The 18,089-nt window shown below is 49.6% G+C and carries 18 protein-coding genes, 1 tRNA gene and 2 pseudogenes; 17 read left to right on the top strand and 4 right to left on the bottom strand.

Going from position 1 to position 18,089, the window contains the following annotated elements; genetic code table 11:
- Nucleotides 1–2: 2 nt before the first annotated feature.
- Nucleotides 3–1,181, top strand: a complete 1,179-nt coding sequence (gene metC / locus B9L19_RS13830; RefSeq protein ID WP_047753502.1) for a cystathionine beta-lyase — start codon at nt 3–5, stop codon at nt 1,179–1,181.
- Nucleotides 1,182–1,219: 38 nt separating this feature from the next.
- Here the strand turns inward: metC and B9L19_RS13825 are convergent, their stop codons facing one another.
- Nucleotides 1,220–2,719: an HD-GYP domain-containing protein gene (locus tag B9L19_RS13825; protein ID WP_047753501.1), complete on the bottom strand. Its 1,500-nt coding sequence runs from the start codon at nt 2,717–2,719 to the stop codon at nt 1,220–1,222.
- 240 nt (nt 2,720–2,959) lie between these two features.
- Here B9L19_RS13825 and B9L19_RS13820 point away from each other — a divergent pair.
- The 10 genes and pseudogenes from B9L19_RS13820 to B9L19_RS13770 all read left to right on the top strand — a co-directional run bounded on the left by B9L19_RS13820 (nt 2,960) and on the right by B9L19_RS13770 (nt 9,739).
- A tRNA-Val gene (locus B9L19_RS13820) sits at nt 2,960–3,032 on the top strand.
- A gap of 442 nt (nt 3,033–3,474) precedes the next feature.
- A complete protein-coding gene (locus B9L19_RS13810) occupies nt 3,475–4,020 on the top strand; it encodes a dTDP-4-dehydrorhamnose 3,5-epimerase family protein (protein WP_341864969.1) in 546 nt (181 codons plus the stop codon).
- Between the two features lie 6 nt (nt 4,021–4,026).
- A complete protein-coding gene (locus tag B9L19_RS13805; protein WP_047753471.1) occupies nt 4,027–4,650 on the top strand; it encodes a dTDP-4-dehydrorhamnose 3,5-epimerase family protein in 624 nt (207 codons plus the stop codon).
- A gap of 26 nt (nt 4,651–4,676) precedes the next feature.
- Entirely contained in the window at nt 4,677–4,925 is a 249-nt protein-coding gene (locus B9L19_RS13800) for a hypothetical protein (RefSeq protein WP_047753470.1), read from the top strand.
- A gap of 121 nt (nt 4,926–5,046) precedes the next feature.
- Nucleotides 5,047–5,502, top strand: coding sequence for an MFS transporter (locus B9L19_RS19600; RefSeq protein WP_053004413.1), 456 nt, complete (start codon nt 5,047–5,049; stop codon nt 5,500–5,502).
- Nucleotides 5,475–6,287: an MFS transporter gene (locus B9L19_RS13790; RefSeq protein WP_157720886.1), complete on the top strand. Its 813-nt coding sequence runs from the start codon at nt 5,475–5,477 to the stop codon at nt 6,285–6,287. Before B9L19_RS19600 ends, B9L19_RS13790 begins: the two co-directional genes overlap by 28 nt.
- A gap of 202 nt (nt 6,288–6,489) precedes the next feature.
- Nucleotides 6,490–6,783: pseudogene (locus tag B9L19_RS13785) on the top strand (transposase); the annotation flags it as partial.
- A 146-nt stretch (nt 6,784–6,929) separates the two neighbouring features.
- Nucleotides 6,930–7,445, top strand: a pseudogene (locus tag B9L19_RS13780) (UPF0236 family transposase-like protein); the annotation flags it as partial.
- Nucleotides 7,446–7,775: 330 nt separating this feature from the next.
- Entirely contained in the window at nt 7,776–8,690 is a 915-nt protein-coding gene (murB, locus tag B9L19_RS13775; RefSeq protein WP_025948423.1) for a UDP-N-acetylmuramate dehydrogenase, read from the top strand.
- 110 nt (nt 8,691–8,800) lie between these two features.
- A complete protein-coding gene (locus tag B9L19_RS13770; RefSeq protein ID WP_047753573.1) occupies nt 8,801–9,739 on the top strand; it encodes a diacylglycerol/lipid kinase family protein in 939 nt (312 codons plus the stop codon).
- Nucleotides 9,740–10,110: 371 nt separating this feature from the next.
- Here the strand turns inward: B9L19_RS13770 and B9L19_RS13765 are convergent, their stop codons facing one another.
- A complete protein-coding gene (locus B9L19_RS13765) occupies nt 10,111–10,704 on the bottom strand; it encodes a DUF5667 domain-containing protein (protein WP_241772027.1) in 594 nt (197 codons plus the stop codon).
- Between the two features lie 316 nt (nt 10,705–11,020).
- Here B9L19_RS13765 and B9L19_RS13760 point away from each other — a divergent pair, with 316 nt between their 5' ends.
- The 6 genes from B9L19_RS13760 to B9L19_RS13735 all read left to right on the top strand — a co-directional run bounded on the left by B9L19_RS13760 (nt 11,021) and on the right by B9L19_RS13735 (nt 15,973).
- Entirely contained in the window at nt 11,021–11,764 is a 744-nt protein-coding gene (locus B9L19_RS13760; protein ID WP_025948421.1) for a threonine/serine exporter family protein, read from the top strand.
- Between the two features lie 12 nt (nt 11,765–11,776).
- Complete coding sequence (locus B9L19_RS13755; protein ID WP_025948420.1) at nt 11,777–12,202, top strand: threonine/serine exporter family protein; 426 nt, start codon at nt 11,777–11,779, stop codon at nt 12,200–12,202.
- Between the two features lie 115 nt (nt 12,203–12,317).
- The gene (locus B9L19_RS13750; RefSeq protein WP_025948419.1) at nt 12,318–13,487 is read left to right on the top strand and encodes a M20 peptidase aminoacylase family protein; all 1,170 of its coding nucleotides are present in this window, start codon (nt 12,318–12,320) and stop codon (nt 13,485–13,487) included.
- On the top strand, nt 13,462–14,301 hold the full coding sequence (locus B9L19_RS13745) for a GNAT family N-acetyltransferase (protein WP_047753572.1): 840 nt from the start codon (nt 13,462–13,464) through the stop codon (nt 14,299–14,301). The genes B9L19_RS13750 and B9L19_RS13745 overlap by 26 nt, the downstream gene beginning before the upstream one ends.
- Entirely contained in the window at nt 14,298–15,425 is a 1,128-nt protein-coding gene (gene menC / locus B9L19_RS13740) for an o-succinylbenzoate synthase (RefSeq protein WP_025948417.1), read from the top strand. Before B9L19_RS13745 ends, menC begins: the two co-directional genes overlap by 4 nt.
- 53 nt (nt 15,426–15,478) lie before the next feature.
- Nucleotides 15,479–15,973, top strand: a complete 495-nt coding sequence (locus tag B9L19_RS13735; RefSeq protein WP_047753571.1) for a GNAT family N-acetyltransferase — start codon at nt 15,479–15,481, stop codon at nt 15,971–15,973.
- A 59-nt stretch (nt 15,974–16,032) separates the two neighbouring features.
- Here B9L19_RS13735 and B9L19_RS13730 read toward each other — a convergent pair whose 3' ends face one another.
- Both B9L19_RS13730 and B9L19_RS13725 read right to left on the bottom strand, forming a co-directional pair.
- Nucleotides 16,033–17,568 carry a solute symporter family protein gene (locus B9L19_RS13730; protein ID WP_047753570.1) on the bottom strand — a complete coding sequence of 512 codons (1,536 nt, stop codon included), beginning with the start codon at nt 17,566–17,568 and terminating at the stop codon, nt 16,033–16,035.
- The gene (locus B9L19_RS13725) at nt 17,568–17,909 is read right to left on the bottom strand and encodes a DUF485 domain-containing protein (protein ID WP_047753569.1); all 342 of its coding nucleotides are present in this window, start codon (nt 17,907–17,909) and stop codon (nt 17,568–17,570) included. The genes B9L19_RS13730 and B9L19_RS13725 overlap by 1 nt, the downstream gene beginning before the upstream one ends.
- Between the last annotated feature and the right edge of the window lie 180 nt (nt 17,910–18,089).

Below are 18,089 nucleotides of genomic sequence, written 5' to 3'. Positions count from 1 at the left end.
CGATGGAACGGGAATGGTCGTTTTCAACGAAACTGCTCCATAACGAATGGAAAGTCGATCGCCACACGGGGGCGGTGAGCGTGCCGATCCAGCACGCTTCCACGTTCCATCAGTTCGATTTCGACTCGTTCGGAAAATACGACTACAGCCGCTCTGGCAACCCGACGCGCGAGGCGCTCGAGGAAACGATCGCGGCGTTAGAAGGCGGCGTGCGCGGATTCGCCTTCGCCTCCGGCATGGCGGCCATTTCGACGGCGTTTTTGCTTTTGTCCAAAGGAGATCATGTGCTTGTGACGGAAGACGTCTACGGCGGCACATACCGGATGATTACGGAGGTGCTCGGGCGCTTTGGCATTGAACATACGTTTGTCGATATGACGGATTTAAACGCGGTGGCGGAAAACATCCAGCCGAACACGAAAGTCATTTATATAGAAACGCCGTCCAATCCGCTTCTCAAGGTGACTGACATTCAAGAGGTCGTCAAGCTGGCGAAAGCGCACGGCTGCCTGACGTTCCTTGACAATACGTTTATGACCCCGGCGCTGCAGCGTCCGCTTGACCTTGGCGTCGATATTGTCCTTCACAGCGCCACGAAATTTTTAGCCGGCCATAGCGACGTCGTCGCAGGATTGGCGGTGGTGAAAGATGAAGAATTGGGAAAAAAATTGTACAAACTGCAAAACGCGTTTGGCGCCGTCCTTGGCGTCCAAGATGCGTGGCTTGTGCTGCGCGGATTAAAAACGCTCCACGTCCGGCTGAAGCAGTCATCTGAATCAGCGGCTGCCATCGCCCAATATTTGGATTGTCACCCAAAGGTTGAAAAAGTGTATTATCCGGGGCTTTCGCACCACCCAGGCCATGACATCCAGTGCCAGCAAGCGGCCGGGTTTGGCGCCGTCTTGTCGTTCCGCCTTGCCGATGAAGAATCGGCCCGGACGTTCGTCCGAAACGTCCGTCTGCCGGTGTTTGCTGTCAGCCTTGGGGCGGTCGAGTCAATTTTATCGCACCCAGCGAAAATGTCGCACGCGGCCATGCCAAAAGAAGAGCGGCTTCGCCGCGGCATCACCGACGGCTTGCTGCGGCTGAGCGTCGGGCTGGAGGATGTGAACGATTTGATCGCCGATTTTGAGCAGGCGCTGTCGTTTGTTCAGGAGCGGCCGTCAGTTTCAACGCCATAGCAATCAGCCCGCCAAGCCTTCAAAGCTCGGCGGGCGGTTCAAGATGCCGCTGAGGTGGACAACAGCTTCTCCTCTTGTAAGTGTTTCAAAAAAAGGTCGACGAGTTCGCTGTCCCACTGCGTTCCTTTTCCTTTTCTCAAGATGTCTGCCGCTTGACGAATATCCATGCCTTTACGGTACGGACGATCCGAAGTCATGGCATCAAATGCATCGGCCACGGCGATGATTTTGCCAAACAACGGAATGTCATTGCCTGTTAAACCATCTGGGTATCCCTTGCCATCGATGCGTTCGTGATGGGAGCGTATGCCGGCTAGAAGCGGTTCGATTGGTTCGATCGGCCTGACTTCCCGCAAAATGGCCTCCCCAAGGGCAGGGTGTTTTTTGATCCAAGCAAATTCGTCATCGCTTAATTTTCCGTCTTTCAGCAAAATGGCGTCCGGAACGCCGATCTTTCCGATATCATGCAGCAGAGCGGAACGATACAAGGCATCAAGCTGTTCATTCGGCAGAGAAAGCTGCTTGCCGATTGTCAGCGCGTAGCGGGCTACGCGCTGGGAGTGCCCAGCTGTATAAGGATCGCGGGCGTCAAGCGCCGCTGTCAAGACAGTGATGAAACTGTTGAGCAGTTCTTTGTTCGTTCGATCACGCCGATGCACAGCATCGATCATATGATTGAATCCGCGAAGCAAATACGCAAATTCGTCCGTATAGACATTGTGAGCGATCAGCTCATACATTTCGTTTTCCGCCCGTTTCATATGACTTAACAGCACACTGACCGGCTCATTGATCTCATCGACCAACAAGCGGGTCAAAAAAACGGAGAAGGCGGTCGAAAACAACAAAATCACGGCTGCCCAGGGCCAATACGACCAGTGGGATGCACTCGGACCGGCGAGCGACCATTTGATTTCCGTCGCTAAGCTGAACAAGAGAACAGGAAACGTGCTGCTGAACAAGACCGTCAGCTGCAGTTTCATTTTGAGCGGCACCGGAAGCGGCGGGCGTTTTTCATCAATTCCGCCAGCCTTCGTAAGCAAATGCGCCATCAGCGGCCGGCACGCCTTCGTTGTCAAGAAAAATTCAATCAATGCATGGAGCGACGCGATCAAAATGGCTCCGATAAAGGCGTACAAAATGTATCGATAGGGAAGGGACAGCACACGGTAGTGGATGCATAAAGCCGTCAGCCCCATGCCGGGAATCGACAGCCCAAACAAGTGCGGGCCTAAAATGCGGCGCACCGCCAATAGCGGCAAGCGGCGCGCTTGTTCTAGCGCCTTGGCTGCCAATTCCTCGTCCGGCTGTTTGACGGAAAAAAAACGGCGAATCGGCGCCAAGTCACGGCGAAACACGATCCACTCGGCTGCTCCCATGACCATGGCTGAGAACAACAAAATGCCAATCAGCCATTTCGCTTCTTCCCATGAGATGGCGAGCGTCGTCAACATTAACGTCGAGCCGACGCCCATCACCGCAATCGCTGAGCCGGTAACATAATGACGCAACAACTGGTGCACGAATGAACGATACATGGTTTTCCGCCTTTCTTTTAAGGCTATGGGCTTATTTCTAATATACTAATTCTCGCTTGATAGAACAATCAGAATGTAGAAAAAATACGATGTCGAACCGTTCCAACACGGATTATTCCTTTGGGGGAAGGCACCTTTCCTTTTTTCATCATGAACAGCGATTTTTTTAAAAAAGTTGTTGACAACCAACTTGCCCGTTTATATAATTAAAAATGTGTTCGATAGCGGACAATAAAATATGATTCCGTAGCTCAGCTGGGAGAGCGCCACCTTGACAGGGTGGAGGTCGCTGGTTCGAGCCCAGTCGGAATCATCAAGTGAAATCCCTTGAGCTGGAAGGCTTCAAGGGATTTTTTATTTCTGTTGTCATTCGTTATTTTTGGTGTTTTTGGTGACTTGGTGTGATTTTTGGAGTGATTGATTTAAAACTCACATTTCGCACCCTCTCGACAAAAATCGGGAGGATTTTTTTATCTTCCTGTCGAATGAACCCTTGAAACACAAGGAAAGCAAAGGAGTTTCTACATCATGAGCGTTCAAATCCGTGCCATTTATGAAATTCGTTTGGTGTAGTAAGTAGCCCACGAGAGCAAGCCCAGCACTTGGAGTAATCGCTTCATCTGTCAACACAAACCGAATCGGGAAATCTTTCATGACATTCACCTACTTGATGAAAAGTCGTTAACGTCGTTTTCCCTTATCATATCCATGGTTTGCGACTATTGTAAAGATGTTTTGTCACGGATTCAGGTGTCATTGCTAGTTCAGGACCAGGAATAACAGACCTCGTAACTCATAGCCCAAATTTCTACTACCTTCATTATGGTATACATGTTGGACAAGTAGATCGCCTAACTTTCTTTGGGGATGCAAACCAAAAAATCACTGGTTACTTTGTTGATTGCAGAAAAGGATCTCCTACTCTCCATAAACAAGTAATATTAGAATTTTATCCTGATCCTTCAAAAAAATTATATATTGACAGAGGTATTGCTCACACCTTTGATGGTCTAGAAAATGTTTTAACTCGAGATGAACCAATATGGTATATGTCTGCTGGTAATAAAGATTACAACATAGCTAATGACGTAATTAATGTTAAACGTGATACACCATTAGATGATTTTCCTGTTGTGACAATAAATGAATTTCCTATACCAAGAAAAGCATATGAGTTTGTTCTAGAGCTCCAGCATCTGACAATGGTCGAATTACAACATTATCCAACAAGAATACCAATTACTATTAATGGAGAGAAACGGTATGTAAATTTAAAACCGAAAGTTCAGGAACAGAGGTGAAAATATATGGAACTTAGAATATTGGAAAAAAGTGATATAAACGGACTTTATTGGGGTAAGAACTATTATGTTCAAACTGGTCAAGAAAGTTTTACACTTGTTGCTAACCCTGGTCCATTAATCAGTGATATGATTTATTTTTCTATTGATTCTACAGATCATTTCACAATACAAGTGGGACAAATCGATCGCTTTACTTTTTTCGGAGACCCAGAACAGGAAATTACCGGTTTATTTGTAGATTGTCGTAAAGGATCTCCTACTTTACATAAAAAAGTAGAATTAAAATTCAAACCTGATCCTAGAAAACATCTTTATATTGAGAGAGGCATCGCTAAAATGTTTACCAACATGAAAAACATCACCGTTCGATCAGAACCTATTTGGTTTTCAACTAATGTCAACACAGAATATAATATAGGAAACGACAGGTTAATTGTACCAAGGGATACTGAATTAGAAAATTTCCCAATTGTACAAATAAATGAACTTCCTTTGCCTAATAGAGCTCTACAAGTGATTCTTGAGAGAGAACAACAAATTTTAAGGGAGAACAAGGAGTACCAACAATCCTTTGATCTTTATATGGGAGGTTCCAGAAGCAGGGTTACAATTAAAAAGCGAAATTAACTTTTATTGAAAGGAGGTGAGCAATAATGGCTTTAATAGAAAAAGTACATTCTTCTTTAGAAGAATTACAAGAGTTAGTGAATCAGACTACAGATCCATTAGAGCGTGAAGGTTTAATTGCCTTCATTAATTGTATCACTCCTCACTTAGAAACAGCCTCTGCTACTTTCTTAGGGAAAATCGCTCAAGTAATTGGTTCTGATATTTCAGCAGCTGGATCTATAGAGGAAGCTTTAGAGGCTTTAAAAGAGAACTTCGAGATTGAAATTGAGTAGGAGAGAAAAGTATTACAAATTTTCTCCCCTACCATACCATGTACTTAAAATCGGGAAATCCTCTATAATAGAGGATTTCTCAATTTTACCATATCATTTTAATTAAAGGAAGATGTTACATATGAAGGCAATATATAAAAATAAAGCATTTCTGTTCATAACCTCGAGTCATTTTATACATAAAATAGCAGAAACTCTTTATGATCTAGCCATCCCTTTACTGGTTTTACAGGCAACAGGCTCTTCTTTACTCATGGGAGCAATGTATGCATTGGGCTTTTTTGCTGAATTTTTAGTTAGCTTCTTTGGTGGAGCGATCGTAGATAGCGTAAATAGAAAGAAATTATTAATGTTTATATCCACCCTACAAGCTTTGTTCATTAGCATACTTCCTATATCTGCTTCATTTGAATTCTTTAATATAATAATTATTTTTTTAGTTGCGTTTGTTCTTGATATTTGCATCGCTATATATAGAATTGCGGATATATCTATTATTCCTCAATTAGTTGAAAAAAACATTTACCTGAAGCTAACGGTATTATGCAAATGGCAATTTCTACAGCAGAGGCTATAGGTCCAGCTATATCTGGATTATTAATCTCTACAATGGGATTATTTAACTCGTTATGGATAAATTTCGCAACTTTTATCATGTTGTTAACTACATTATCTTTAATTAGATATCAAAAAACGGAACCAAACAATAATATTACTTCTCCTAAACAACTATGGTCTTCGAGCATTCAAGGACTCCACTATACATTAAGAAATCCCTTATTCAGGTTAATATTAATTTGGAACTTGTTTGTTAACTTTGGACTGAGTGGGGCTGTCCTAATGATTTTGTTTCATTTGAAAGAAATAATAGGCCTAACAAGTTCTGAAATTGGTCTTGTTATGACAATGTCAGCATTAGGAGGAATTACTAGTGGAGCGCTATTCTCAAGGATTCAAGCTATTTTTAGCTCAGGTAAAATGTTATTAATGTCATCATTGACAACTTCTCTAGCATTATTCCTTTTTCCTTTCCAAGATAATTGGTTTTTTTCTGGTATTATGGTCTTTATACTAATGTTCAGTGTAGGACTAAATTCAAGATTAATTCATTTACTATTTCAATCTAGTGTTCCAGCTAATAAATTAGGGAGAGTAATAAGCGCCTCTAGATTAATATCTACCCTCTTAGCTCCTGTCAGTGTGCTCATTGCGGGATTAATTGCAAAAATAAATTCTGATTACGTATTTATTGGTGGCTCCATAATAATCGCTATATCAACCATCATTGCTTTAAATACAAACCTTAAGGAGGCAAACTGGTCTGTAAATGCGAAATCTATTGCGAATACAGAATCACAATAAACATTTACATAACCCGTGGTGCTAGATAAAATCAGACAAGCATAAAAATAGCCCTTGCATGAGGATCTCCTTAAAATGAAAGTGCAACCAAACATCAAAAGGAGAAGTTCCCATGCAAGAGCACTTTCATTTTACAACAGATCGTGTTAAACTTCCAAAACAATATGCATCGATTTTGCTTTTTGTATCGGCTCAACGATCGTATAACCTCGGTGACAAAGGGTACATCAGCCAAAAGCTGCAAAAGAAGCTGTACGAAGAGCACCGAGTCGCTTTTTGGACGCCCGTTCGAAAAAATCAGCGAATTCGCCAATCGGACGCATGGAAACAGTGGATGAAGCGAAAACGCAAAGTGGTGGAAACCGTGTTTTCGATTTTAGTCGATTCGTATCGGATCACCGAGATTCGAGCGAACTCGGTTTCTGGATTTGAAACGGCACTGGATGGTATTTTACTGGCTTACTCGCTTGTTGTTCTTGGGCTAGTTGAGCGTTAAGACTCAACTAGCACCACGGGTATGGAAATCTTTGTCCGAAACAATTCACAAAAAATTTAGCACATTCCTTCAGAAAAGGGGAGAGGGCTTCCTGAAAGAATGTGCAAAAAAATGGGCGTTTTGTGCTGAAATAAAATGATAATTTACAGCTGGCAAGACGAGACGAAATGGGGCTTTTGGTCGAGCTGAACAGCGCGGTCGGCACGCTGAAGGACGAAGCGAAAGAGAAACAGATGGCGGCCATGATCCGCCGGATCGAGTCGATGCCGGGATGCATCCGGGACTACCGGGAGTGGCTGTCGGAGCAAGGGGTGGAGACGACCGGCATGCGTCCGATGGGCCACGTCGAGAGCGTGATGAGCCGGTTTGCGCATCGGGTGAAATCCCGCCGCAGCTGGAAAGACCAAGGGTTTCGGGCGTTTCTGAGGGCGATGGCAGCCCGAATCGACGGGATTGGGTGGAGAAAGGGACCGTTGGAGGAGGAAGAGCCCCGGAGGGCAGCCTCGGCCTCGACGAAGTCCAAGCGGGTTGAACAGGCCAAACGGAAGGCCGGACGGTTGTGGGTGGATGTGGTGCGTCAGAATCTACCGTGTCTGCAACAGTCATCCGGGAGGCCGATCCATCAAGCGTTGTCGGCGCTCCGGGATGGTGGTTGGGTGTAAAAAAAATGGAATGTAATATGATCACCTCAAGATGAGGGATGAGAGTCCGAAAGTGCTCGCGATATCCATTCCTGAAAATGGTTCACTAACTAGTGATTGACAACTGCCGTAGTGAACCGAAAAATGTTCTCCACAAAGTCTTGACTGACTCGCTGTCCGCTCGTTTTTTGCCCTTTTTCATCCGACGTCACCTTTTGGCCCAGTCCCGAATAAAACAGAATAAGGAACATTGCCCACTTGATATGCGGCGTGATTCCGGCGATAATGGAAACGATGTGGAATGAATGCCGCCAAGCGGCACGGAAGAAGTAAAGAAGGTGAGACAGAACGATGAAACGTGCGGAACATATTTATCAAAGACTCGTAGAGATTTGTGGGGAAAGAAACGTCCTGCGCGATGAGCCGATGAAAAACCATACATTAGTGCGGATCGGCGGCAAGGCTGATTTTCTCGTTTGGCCGGAAACGTACGAGCAAGTCATCGAGGTGCTGCGGCTGAAAGAGGAGTACGGCCTGCCGTTTACCCTTCTTGGCAACGGTTCGAACGTCATCATCCGCGACGGCGGGCTGCGCGGCATTGTCATGCAGCTGAAGCATCTCAACCGCATTTGGCGTGAAGGGAACAACGTGATCGCCCAAAGCGGAGCGGATATTAAAGCGGTGTCGCGGTTCGCGCTCGAACAACATCTCACTGGGTTGGAGTTTGCCTGCGGCATTCCGGGATCGGTCGGCGGGGCGATTATGATGAACGCCGGAGCGTACGGCGGGGAAGTGAAAGATGTGCTTGACCATGTCAAGGTGGCGACGCTCGCGGGCGAGTTGAAAACATTGAGAAACGAGGAACTGGAGCTCGGCTATCGAACAAGCATCATCAGCCGGACGCACGATATTGTGCTTGAAGTCGTCTTTTCCTTGCAGCCGGGCGATTATGCACAAATTAAGGCAAAAATGGATGATTTGACGTTTCAACGCGAATCGAAACAGCCGCTTGAGTATCCGTCGGTCGGCAGCGTGTTTAAGCGTCCGCCGGGCTATTTTGCCGGCAAGCTCATTCAAGACAGCGGCCTTCAGGGGAAAGGGTTCGGCGGTGCGGAAGTGTCGATGAAGCATGCCGGATTCATCATTAACAAAAACAATGCGACCGCTGCCGATTACATCGCGACGATCGACATGGTGCGCAAAACCGTGAAGGAAAAATTCGGGGTCGATCTCGAATTGGAAGTCAAAATTATCGGCGAGGAATGACGGAGGATCCGAATCCGGTTTGCGGGTTCGGATTTTTCTCATTTCAACGAGAGGAAAAATGAAACAAACCGCCAATAGGTAAGAAAAGGGGTTATGAGTGGAGGAAGAGGATGAACCTTTATTTCATGATCAATCCAGCCGCCAAAAACGGCCGGTCCGTGTCGATTTGGAAGCAGCTGCAGCCGCTGCTCGATCGGGAAGGAATCGCCTATCAGGCATATTGGACGAGCCGAAAGGGAGAAGGAAAGGAAATCGCCCGACGAATCGGCGAGGAAAGCGCTGAGCCGACGGTGATCGCGGTGGTCGGGGGCGACGGGACGGTGCATGAAGTGGTGAACGGAGCGGGTTCGTTTCCGCACGTTGCGATTGGCTGCATTCCCGCCGGAACGGGAAACGACTTCGTCCGCGGCTTCCATCTTGCCCGAACATCGAAACAGGCGCTCCAACAGCTGTTGAATGGCGTTCGGTTAGGCAACACTTTGTCTTTCGATCTCGGCCGTTTTGCCAGCAGCGCCGTTCCGGACGGCGTGTTTGCCAACAGCATCGGCTGTGGTTTTGATGCCCATATCGCCCGCGCGGCCAACCGTTCCAAATGGAAAGGGCGGTTCAATCGCTTTGGGCTTGGCTCGCTTATTTACGTGCTTTATTTAGTGACAGAGCTATTCCGCTACCGACCCGTCGATCTTGACATTTGCATTGACGGGCGAAACTATTCATTTCAGCAAGCTTGGATGGCGACTATTTCCAACCATCCGTACTACGGCGGCGGGATGCGCATCGCCCCGTCAGCACGGGCGGACGATGGCCTTTTTCACATCACGGTTGTCGGGCGAATGTCTCGTTGGAAAATCCTTGCGCTGTTTTTAACCGTATTTTGGGGCGGGCATGTGCGAATGAAAGAAGTTTCCGTGTTTGCCGGGCGGAACGTGCGCATCCGCCCTGCCGCTCCCGTCCCCGTTCACGCTGATGGAGAGGAAGCGGGGGTGGGAGAGGTGTCGGCTTGGATAGAGGCTAGAGGACTGAGAGTGATCGGTGCGGAAACTTTGTGAATGATTGAAGTGATTGGTTGGGGATGACAATTCTCTGCATGTTGGGGTTTGTCCGTATTTCGAAAATCGTCTCGGAGTGGGAGAACCGCCATCACTCGACGTGAGCGTAAAGGAGAGAAGCGGTCGAAAGCAAAACGGGCAACTGAAGAAACAGGGAAAAGGGAGCGGCGCTGCACATGGCCAAACGCCAAGAGGGTGTCCCAAAAGGATCAGGACACCCCCTTTCGTCTCTCTATATACGGCATTGACCGCTTCTTCCGCACTATATTTCGTGTCTATCTTGAAGTCAGACAGCCTTTTGGGGCAGCCCCTTTCTCATCTTAAATGAAGAACTCATAATACGCAGGTGGCGGGAGTATGTCATTCGGAACTCATTTTCTATTGTTTTCTTTTTGCTTCGCTTTTTCAATGTTGCGGGCGAGCACTTCTTTCGCCCGCGGATTTTTTACCCGTTCGAGCGCGGCTTGCAAGGCCGTGATGTTTTGGGAAAACTTTTCTTCCAGCTGTTGGCGCAATGCCTCGACATCCGTTTCCGCTGTTTCTCCGTTTTGTTCGTCCGCTTGTTTTGTCTCTTCGTAGATGTCCCAAGCTGCCTCTTGTTGTTTCAGAGAGTTGGCGAGTATTTCTTTCGCTTGTTCGATGTCTCCTTGGTCAAGCAGCGCTTTCGCCTCAGCCAGCCGCTCCTCAGCGAACGCCGCGAGCCGTTTCGCTTTTTCGACATCGTCAAACGTAAGGGCAAGTTCAATTTTCTCCATCATCGTTTTGACAAAGTAGAAAAAGTCGCCGGGCAACAACATTGGAGCGTCGTGGTTGACGCTGGCGCCTGTTTCGGCCGCCGTGCTGACGTTTGTTTGTCCCCCAGCCCTTGTGCTGGCAAACACTGCTGGGCTGTAAGGAGCGAGCGCAACGGCTGCAGCGAGTGCTCCCGTCGACAGCACACGGGGGAGTGAGAATCGCTTGTTCATCACCATCGTTCCTCCTTTTGCTTTGGGTTTCGTTATAACGATTTCGCCGTTGGCGCGCCTTTTTTCGACTGTGGGAGCGAAAAATAAGACGAAAGAGGCAGAAAAATAGGAAAGAAAGGGAAACGGTGAGATTTCATTCACAGTTTGGCGGTCAGCCGCCTATTTGATATAATGGAAACAAGTTTGGTAAAGACGATATCCGAGGCGGCTCCTGCCAATTTGTTTGGTGGGAGTTTGTTTTTGCGATGAGCGCCCGGCAGGGGAAAACGGGATGGCCAATGCCATGCCGGGCGAAAACGAAAGGAGCAAACCGGGTATGACGGAGCGGGTGGATGATATTGTTGAGGTTTGTTTATTAGCGGGAAAATTGATGCTTGAAAGCGGTGGGGAGACGTATCGGGTGGAAGATACGATGGTGCGCATCGCCGCTTCGTTCGGTGTTTCCCGCTCTCACAGCTATGTGACCCCAACGGGAATCATGTTTTCCGTTGAGGGAACGAACGTAACACGGTTTATTCGCATTTCCGAGCGATCGACCGATTTATCCAAAGTGGCGCTTGTCAATCATATTTCCCGCCGCATCAGCAGCGGCGAACTGTCGCTCGATGAAGCGCGAAACGAGTTGGAACGCGTTCAGCAGCAGCCGCTCGGTTATCCGCTTTGGCAGCAAACCGCTGCCGCAGCCGGAGCGAGCGCTTGTTTTGCTTCGCTGCTAGGCGGCATGAATCATTTTCTCCCTTCTCTTCTTTCTGGGGGAATGGCGTTTTGGTGTTTTGAAATGATGCATCGGCTCGTGAAAATCCGATTCTTCGCTGAATTTTTTGCCGCTTTTGTCGCTGGTGGGATCGTGCTGTTGATGGAAAGGACTGGATTGGTCAGAGACGTCGGGAACATGATGATTGGCTCAGTGATGCCGCTTGTCCCAGGATTGGCGATTACCAATGCGGTGCGCGACTTGATGGCCGGCCATTTGATCGCCGGTTTGTCGCGCGGTGCTGAGGCGTTTTTAACCGCGTTTGCGATCGGCACCGGCATTGCCTTTATTTTATCGATTCGTTAGCAGGGAGTACCGATGATGATTGTGGAGCTGTTGCTTAGCTTTGTGGCGTCATCGCTGTTTGGCGTCATTTTCAATATTCCGAAACGATTGCTGCCGCACAGCGGATTTGTCGGCATGAGCGGCTGGGCGATGTATATGGCTGCTGCCCGGTCGGGGATGGACGGTGTCGCCGCCACGTTTGCAGCGGCGTTTTTCGTCGCTTTTGTAAGCAACGGGTTCGCCCGCCGCTATCGAACGCCGGCGACGATTTTTATCGTCTCTGGCATTATTCCCCTTGTGCCGGGCGGAACAGCGTTTGAGGCGATGCGCCATGTTGTCATGAACGATTACAATGCGGCGATTTCATTGGCGGCAAAAGCGTTCATGATTTCCGGGGCGATTGCGATGGGGCTCATTTTTTCTGAGGTCGTCAACCAACTGGTAAAGCGTCGCCCGTAATGGTACGTGTCTGTTTTTCCAATCGTTTGCCTATCGTTGTATTTGTTTGTCTGAATATTATAATGAATATAACGATGTTTTTTCTATCGATTTTGAAACAGCGGGGGAGAGCGGAATGAAAGACATCATTGAGCAGATGAAAGCGGAGCTATGGGAGATTTTCGATCACCTTCATCGCCATCCAGAAATCAGTTGGGAAGAGTGGCAAACGACCAAATTTCTCCGCCGAGAGTTGGAGCGCGAAGGGTATCGGGTGCGGACGTTTGCCGATTGTCCAGGCGTGGTGGCGGAGATCGGCACGGGGCCGTTTATGGTCGGAGTGCGCAGTGATATGGATGCGCTTTGGCAAGAAGTGAACGGTGTTTGGCAGCCGAACCATGCGTGCGGGCACGACGCCCACATGACGATCGTGCTTGGGGTGGCGAAGCTGCTTCGCCGCATCGGCTATGAGCCGCCGGGGACGCTCCGGTTTTTGTTCCAGCCGGCCGAGGAAAAAGGCACGGGGGCGCTGAAGATGATCGAAAAAGGAGCGGTCGACGGCGTGTCGTTTTTATACGGCGTTCACCTGCGGCCGATTCAAGAAGTGAAAGGCGGATATGCGGCGCCCGCGATCATCCATGGGGCGGCGCAATGCATCGAAGGGCGGATCCGCGGCGTGGCGGCGCACGCGGCGCGGCCGCATTTAGGCGTCAACGTCATTGAAGTCGGCAGCGCCATCGTGCAGGAGCTCGGCAAAATTCATCTTGATCCGCAAGTGCCGGCGTCGATCAAAATGACGAAGTTTCACGCCGGTGAAAAAGATGCGAACACGATCCCGGACTACGCGGAATTCGCCCTTGATTTGCGGGCGCAAACGAACGAGGCGATGGAGCGGCTCGTCGAGGGGCTGCGCCATGTGATCAATGGGGTCGCTGCGATTTACGGAGCTGATATTGAGCTTGTTGAGCGGACGCGCATCGTTGCCGCTCATCCTGATCCAGATGCGGTGCGGCTGATGGAGGAGGCGATTATCACGACTTTGGGGACGGAAAAATGCGTTCCGCCGGTCGTGACGTCGGGAGGAGAGGATTTCCATTTTTATTCCTTTCAAAAACCGGAGCTGAAAACAACGATGCTCGGATTGGGCTGCGACTTGCGTCCAGGGCTCCATCACCCGAACATGACGTTCCGGCGCGATGATTTGCTTTCCGGCGTGGAAATTTTGGCTCGGGTTGTGATGAACACGTTTGCGGCATATGCGCCACGGGAGGAAAACAAGCATGCCTCTGTCGCTGCAAATCCTTGAGACGATCGAACAGTTGAAAGAGATGGCCAGGCTTGAGGAGGAGATTTGGAAAACGGCGCCGGTTCCGCTCCATCAAACGCTGACGGCGGCGAAAAACGGGGGCATTGTGATCGGCGCGTATATGGACGGGAAGCTTGTCGGCTTTGTCTACAGCTTTCCTGGGTTTCGAAATGGGGAAGTGTACCTTTGTTCCCATATGATGGGGATTGCTGAATCGTTTCGTGATCGTGGCCTCGGCTATCGCTTGAAAATGAAACAGGCGGAAGAAGCGCGGCGGCGCGGCTACCGAGTCATCCGCTGGACGTACGACCCGCTGCAAAGCCGCAACGGCTATTTGAACTTGGCGAAGCTTGGGGCCCTTGGCGTTGAGTATGTGGAAAACTGCTACGGCGAAATGAATGACGCGTTGAACGGTCAGCTGCCGTCTGACCGCTTCATTGTCGAATGGCGGCTTGATGAGCGTCCGACCGGGGAGCGGAGCTTGGCTAAAGCTGATCTTCTCAAGGCCAGCAGTCTGACGGTGCTCGAGGCAGGGCAAAGGGCTGACGGCCTATTGCAGCCGGTGCCGAGAGACATCGATGAAACAGCGGCGCCGTTGTTGTTGACTGCTGTTCCACTTGACTTTCCGCAGCTGAAAGAGCAGGATTTCGCGCTGGCGCTTGAGTGGCGGGTGGCGACACGCGCCTTGTTTCAGCGGCTGCTTGTGGAAGGATGGATTGCCGCCGGCGCTTGGCGCTGCCTGGAGGAAGGGGTGCTTTATTACATATGGAAGCGGCGGGGTGAACGATGGCAGCAGAAAGGGGAAGAAGAATGACGATCAACATCGAGTACGTCATATTGCGCCATTTGCAAATGAAGTTGAAGGCGCCGTTTACAACGAGCTTCGGCACGTTTCAAACGAAAGAGTTGATTTTAGTGGAAGTTGTCGATCGCGACGGCGTTTCCGGCTGGGGCGAATCGGTCGCGTTTGCCGCCCCGTGGTACAGCGAGGAAACGGTGAAAACGAACTGGCATATGCTCGAAGATTTCCTTGTGCCGCTTGCGTTGGCTGAGCCGATTCATCACCCGGAGGAGCTGGCAAAGCGCTTTTCTGCCATCCGCCAAAACAACATGGCGAAAGCGGCGCTTGAAGGGGCGGTATGGGATTTGTACGCCAAGCGGCTCGGCGTCCCGCTTTCTCAAGCACTCGGAGGAACGAAAAAGGACATTGAAGTCGGCGTCAGCATCGGCATCCAGCCGACGGTTGCCGATCTGCTTCAGGTAATTGAGCGGTATGTGGCGCAAGGGTACCGGCGGATCAAAGTGAAGATCAAGCCGGGCTGGGATGTGGATGTCCTTCGCAACGTGCGGCGCGCGTTTCCGAACGTGCCGCTCATGGCCGATGCCAATTCAGCGTATACGCTTGCCGATGTGGATCGATTGAAAGCGATCGATGAATTCGGACTGCTGATGATCGAGCAGCCGCTCGCCGCTGACGATCTCCTCGATCACGCCCGGCTGCAGCCGCTTCTTCAGACGCCGATTTGCCTTGACGAAAGCATTCGTTCCTATGACGATGCGCGCAAGGCGCTTGACCTTGGCAGCTGCCGCATCATCAACATCAAAATCGGGCGCGTCGGCGGGCTTGGCGAGGCGAAGCGCATCCATGATCTTTGTCGTGAACGCGGCGCGCCGGTCTGGTGCGGGGGGATGCTGGAGGCAGGGGTTGGGCGCGCCCACAATATCGCGATCACGACGTTGGAAAACTTCACCCTTCCCGGCGACACCGCCGCGTCGTCCCATTATTGGGATCGGGATATTATCACGCCGGAAGTTGAGGTGCAAGACGGCTTGATCCGCGTGCCGGACGCTCCTGGCATCGGCTATGACGTCGACCGCCGCCAAGTAGAGCGGTATACGCAGTTTGCGAAGGTGTTCCATCGTACGATGACGGCATAAAGCTGGTCACATCCAAATCTTATGCGGAGTTTATGCAAAGGGAGAAGGGAAAAATGATCATAAGGTCTATTGAAGTTAGCGATGCGGAAAATTTCTTGGAGTTGTGCAAAAAAATTGATGAATCTGGTTTTATGTTATTTGAGCCTGGCGAACGGCAAACAACGGTTGAACAACAAAGCAAATCGATTGAAAGAATGTTGTCTGAGCCGAATAAAATGATCTTTGTTGCTGAAACGGAAAACAAGCTTGTCGGGTTCCTTGCTGTCATAGGAGGCGATGTAAAACGAAATCGACATTCTGCCAATGTTGTTTTGGGAGTTCTTGAAGACTATCAAGGACAGGGCATTGCCACTAAACTATTCAACAAAGCGTTTGAGTGGGCAAAGGAAGTTGGAATTTTGAGATTAGGACTTACGGTCATGAAAGGGAACGATAAGGCGTTCAACTTATATAGGAAGATGGGGTTCGTATTAGAAGGCGAGAGGGTTCAATCGTTAAGAGTGAATGGGGAATTTGTAAATGAATATTACCTATACAAACTGTTATAATGCTAATTGGGGCTGGCCCAAACGCAAGCACGTTTTGGGCCAGCCCCTTCTTTGTTGCGTTACACGCGTCCTATCCCAGTATTTGCCTTGACGACAATTTCCGTATATTTCTTTTCGTCCGCTTTTTTCGACGAGACGAGCGTGCCAACGATGGCGCCGATAAAGCCGAGCGGAATCGAGATGATGCCCGGGTTGGCGAGCTTAAAGAGCGGTTCGCCGACGAAAATGGCGGCTCCCGGCTGCGGCGACCAGACGTTCGGGCTGAAGAAGACGAGCACCAAGGCGCTGATCAGACCGACCAACATGCCTGTAATCGCTCCGGTGGTGTTAAAGCGGCGCCAGAAAATCGTAAAGACGATCGTCGGCAAGTTGGCGCTTGCGGCGACGGCAAATGCGAGCGATACAAGGAATGCGACGTTCATTTTTTGGGCGAACAGCGCCAATAAAATCGAAAGCACGGAAACACCAACCGACGCCCAGCGGGCGGCGAGCATTTGTTCTTTTTCTGTCGCTTGGCCGCGCCGCAAAATATGGCTGTAAAAGTCATGGGCAAACGCTGAAGCGGCTGACAACACAAGTCCAGCGACGACGGCCAAAATCGTCGCAAACGCCACGGCCGAAATGAAGGCGAACAAGAAATCTCCGCCGAGGGCTTCTGCCAACAGCGGGGCGGCCATATTGCCGGCCGGGTTGGCGGCGACGATTTTGTCATAGCCGACAAACGCGGCGGCGCCAAATCCTAAAAAGATCGTCATGACGTAGAAAAGCCCGATGATCCATGTTGCATACACGACCGATTTGCGCGCGGTCGGCGCGTCTTTGACCGTAAAGAAGCGGATCAAAATGTGCGGCAGCCCGGCCGTCCCCAACACGAGCGCCAGGTTGAGTGAAATCGTATCGAGCGGATCCTTAAACTTGTTGCCCGGGTTTAAAAACGCTTCGCCAAGCGGTGTCGCTGTTTTCATTTCATGGAACATTTTGGCGATGCTGAAATCGAATTTGGCAAAGACGATGATGGAAATGATAAACGTACCGACCATCAACAAAACCGCTTTGACGATTTGCACCCAGCTGGTGGCCGTCATGCCGCCGAAGACGACGTACACCGTCATCAAAACGCCGACGATCAAGACGGAATAAACGTAGTCTAAGCCCAATAGAAGCTTGATGAGGCCGCCGGCGCCGACAAGCTGGGCGATCATATAGAAGATCGAGATGGCGATCGTATTTAACGCCGCGACGCCGCGCACTTTCTTATCATCAAAACGGGCGGCGATCATATCGGCCATCGTGTACTTGCCGAGGTTGCGAAGCGGCTCGGCGACGATGTACAAGACGACAAGATAAGCGACAAGGAAGCCGATGCTGTAAAAGAAGCCGTCAAATCCAGTCAGTGCGATCATGCCAGCGATTCCTAAGAAGGATGCGGCGGACATATAATCGCCTGCGATAGCGAGCCCGTTTTGCCAGCCGGTCAGGCTGCTGTCAGCGGTGTAAAATTCGCTCGTCGTTTTCGTTCGCTTTGAGGCGTAGTACGTGATGACGAGCGTCAAGGCGACGATGACGAGGAAGAGGAAAAAGGCCAACCCGTGCATTAGGCGTTTCCCCCTTCCTGCGCTTCTCGCTTCACTTGCTCGACGATGGCATCAAATTGTGCGGCGCGCTTCGAATAAAGGATGCATAAGGCCCATGTCATGACAAATTGCGCAAAGGCAAACAGCCAAGCCCAGCTGACCGGCCCAATCGCTGGTGCGTTGAGCGCTTTCGAATACGACGTCAACACCGGAAGGGCGAAGTAAAAGACGAAGAAAAAGACGGTGGCTGGGATGATAAACTGCTTCTTCGCCTGAATGAGTCCGCGGAACGAAGCGGATTGGGCAATGGTTTCATAGTTGACGCTCCCTTGATTGACCCATGATTCCTTTTTCACTGCCATCGTGATCCCTCCTTGTTTGTATTAAAGCGTTTTCAAAATGAGTAATGGAATGTTCTTCCGCAAGCGGCGGATGTGAATCCCCCTTTCTTGACACAAATTTGTCACACATTCATTATACATTTATCTGAAAAATTTGTAAATTGATGTTTTTCGTTATTTTTAAAAACTATTTTTTGCTTT

The organism is Geobacillus thermocatenulatus, from assembly GCF_002217655.1.
Lineage (GTDB): Bacteria > Bacillota > Bacilli > Bacillales > Anoxybacillaceae > Geobacillus > Geobacillus thermocatenulatus.
Note: the sequence above shows the minus strand (reverse complement) of the source record. Positions and strands in the feature narration are given on the sequence as shown.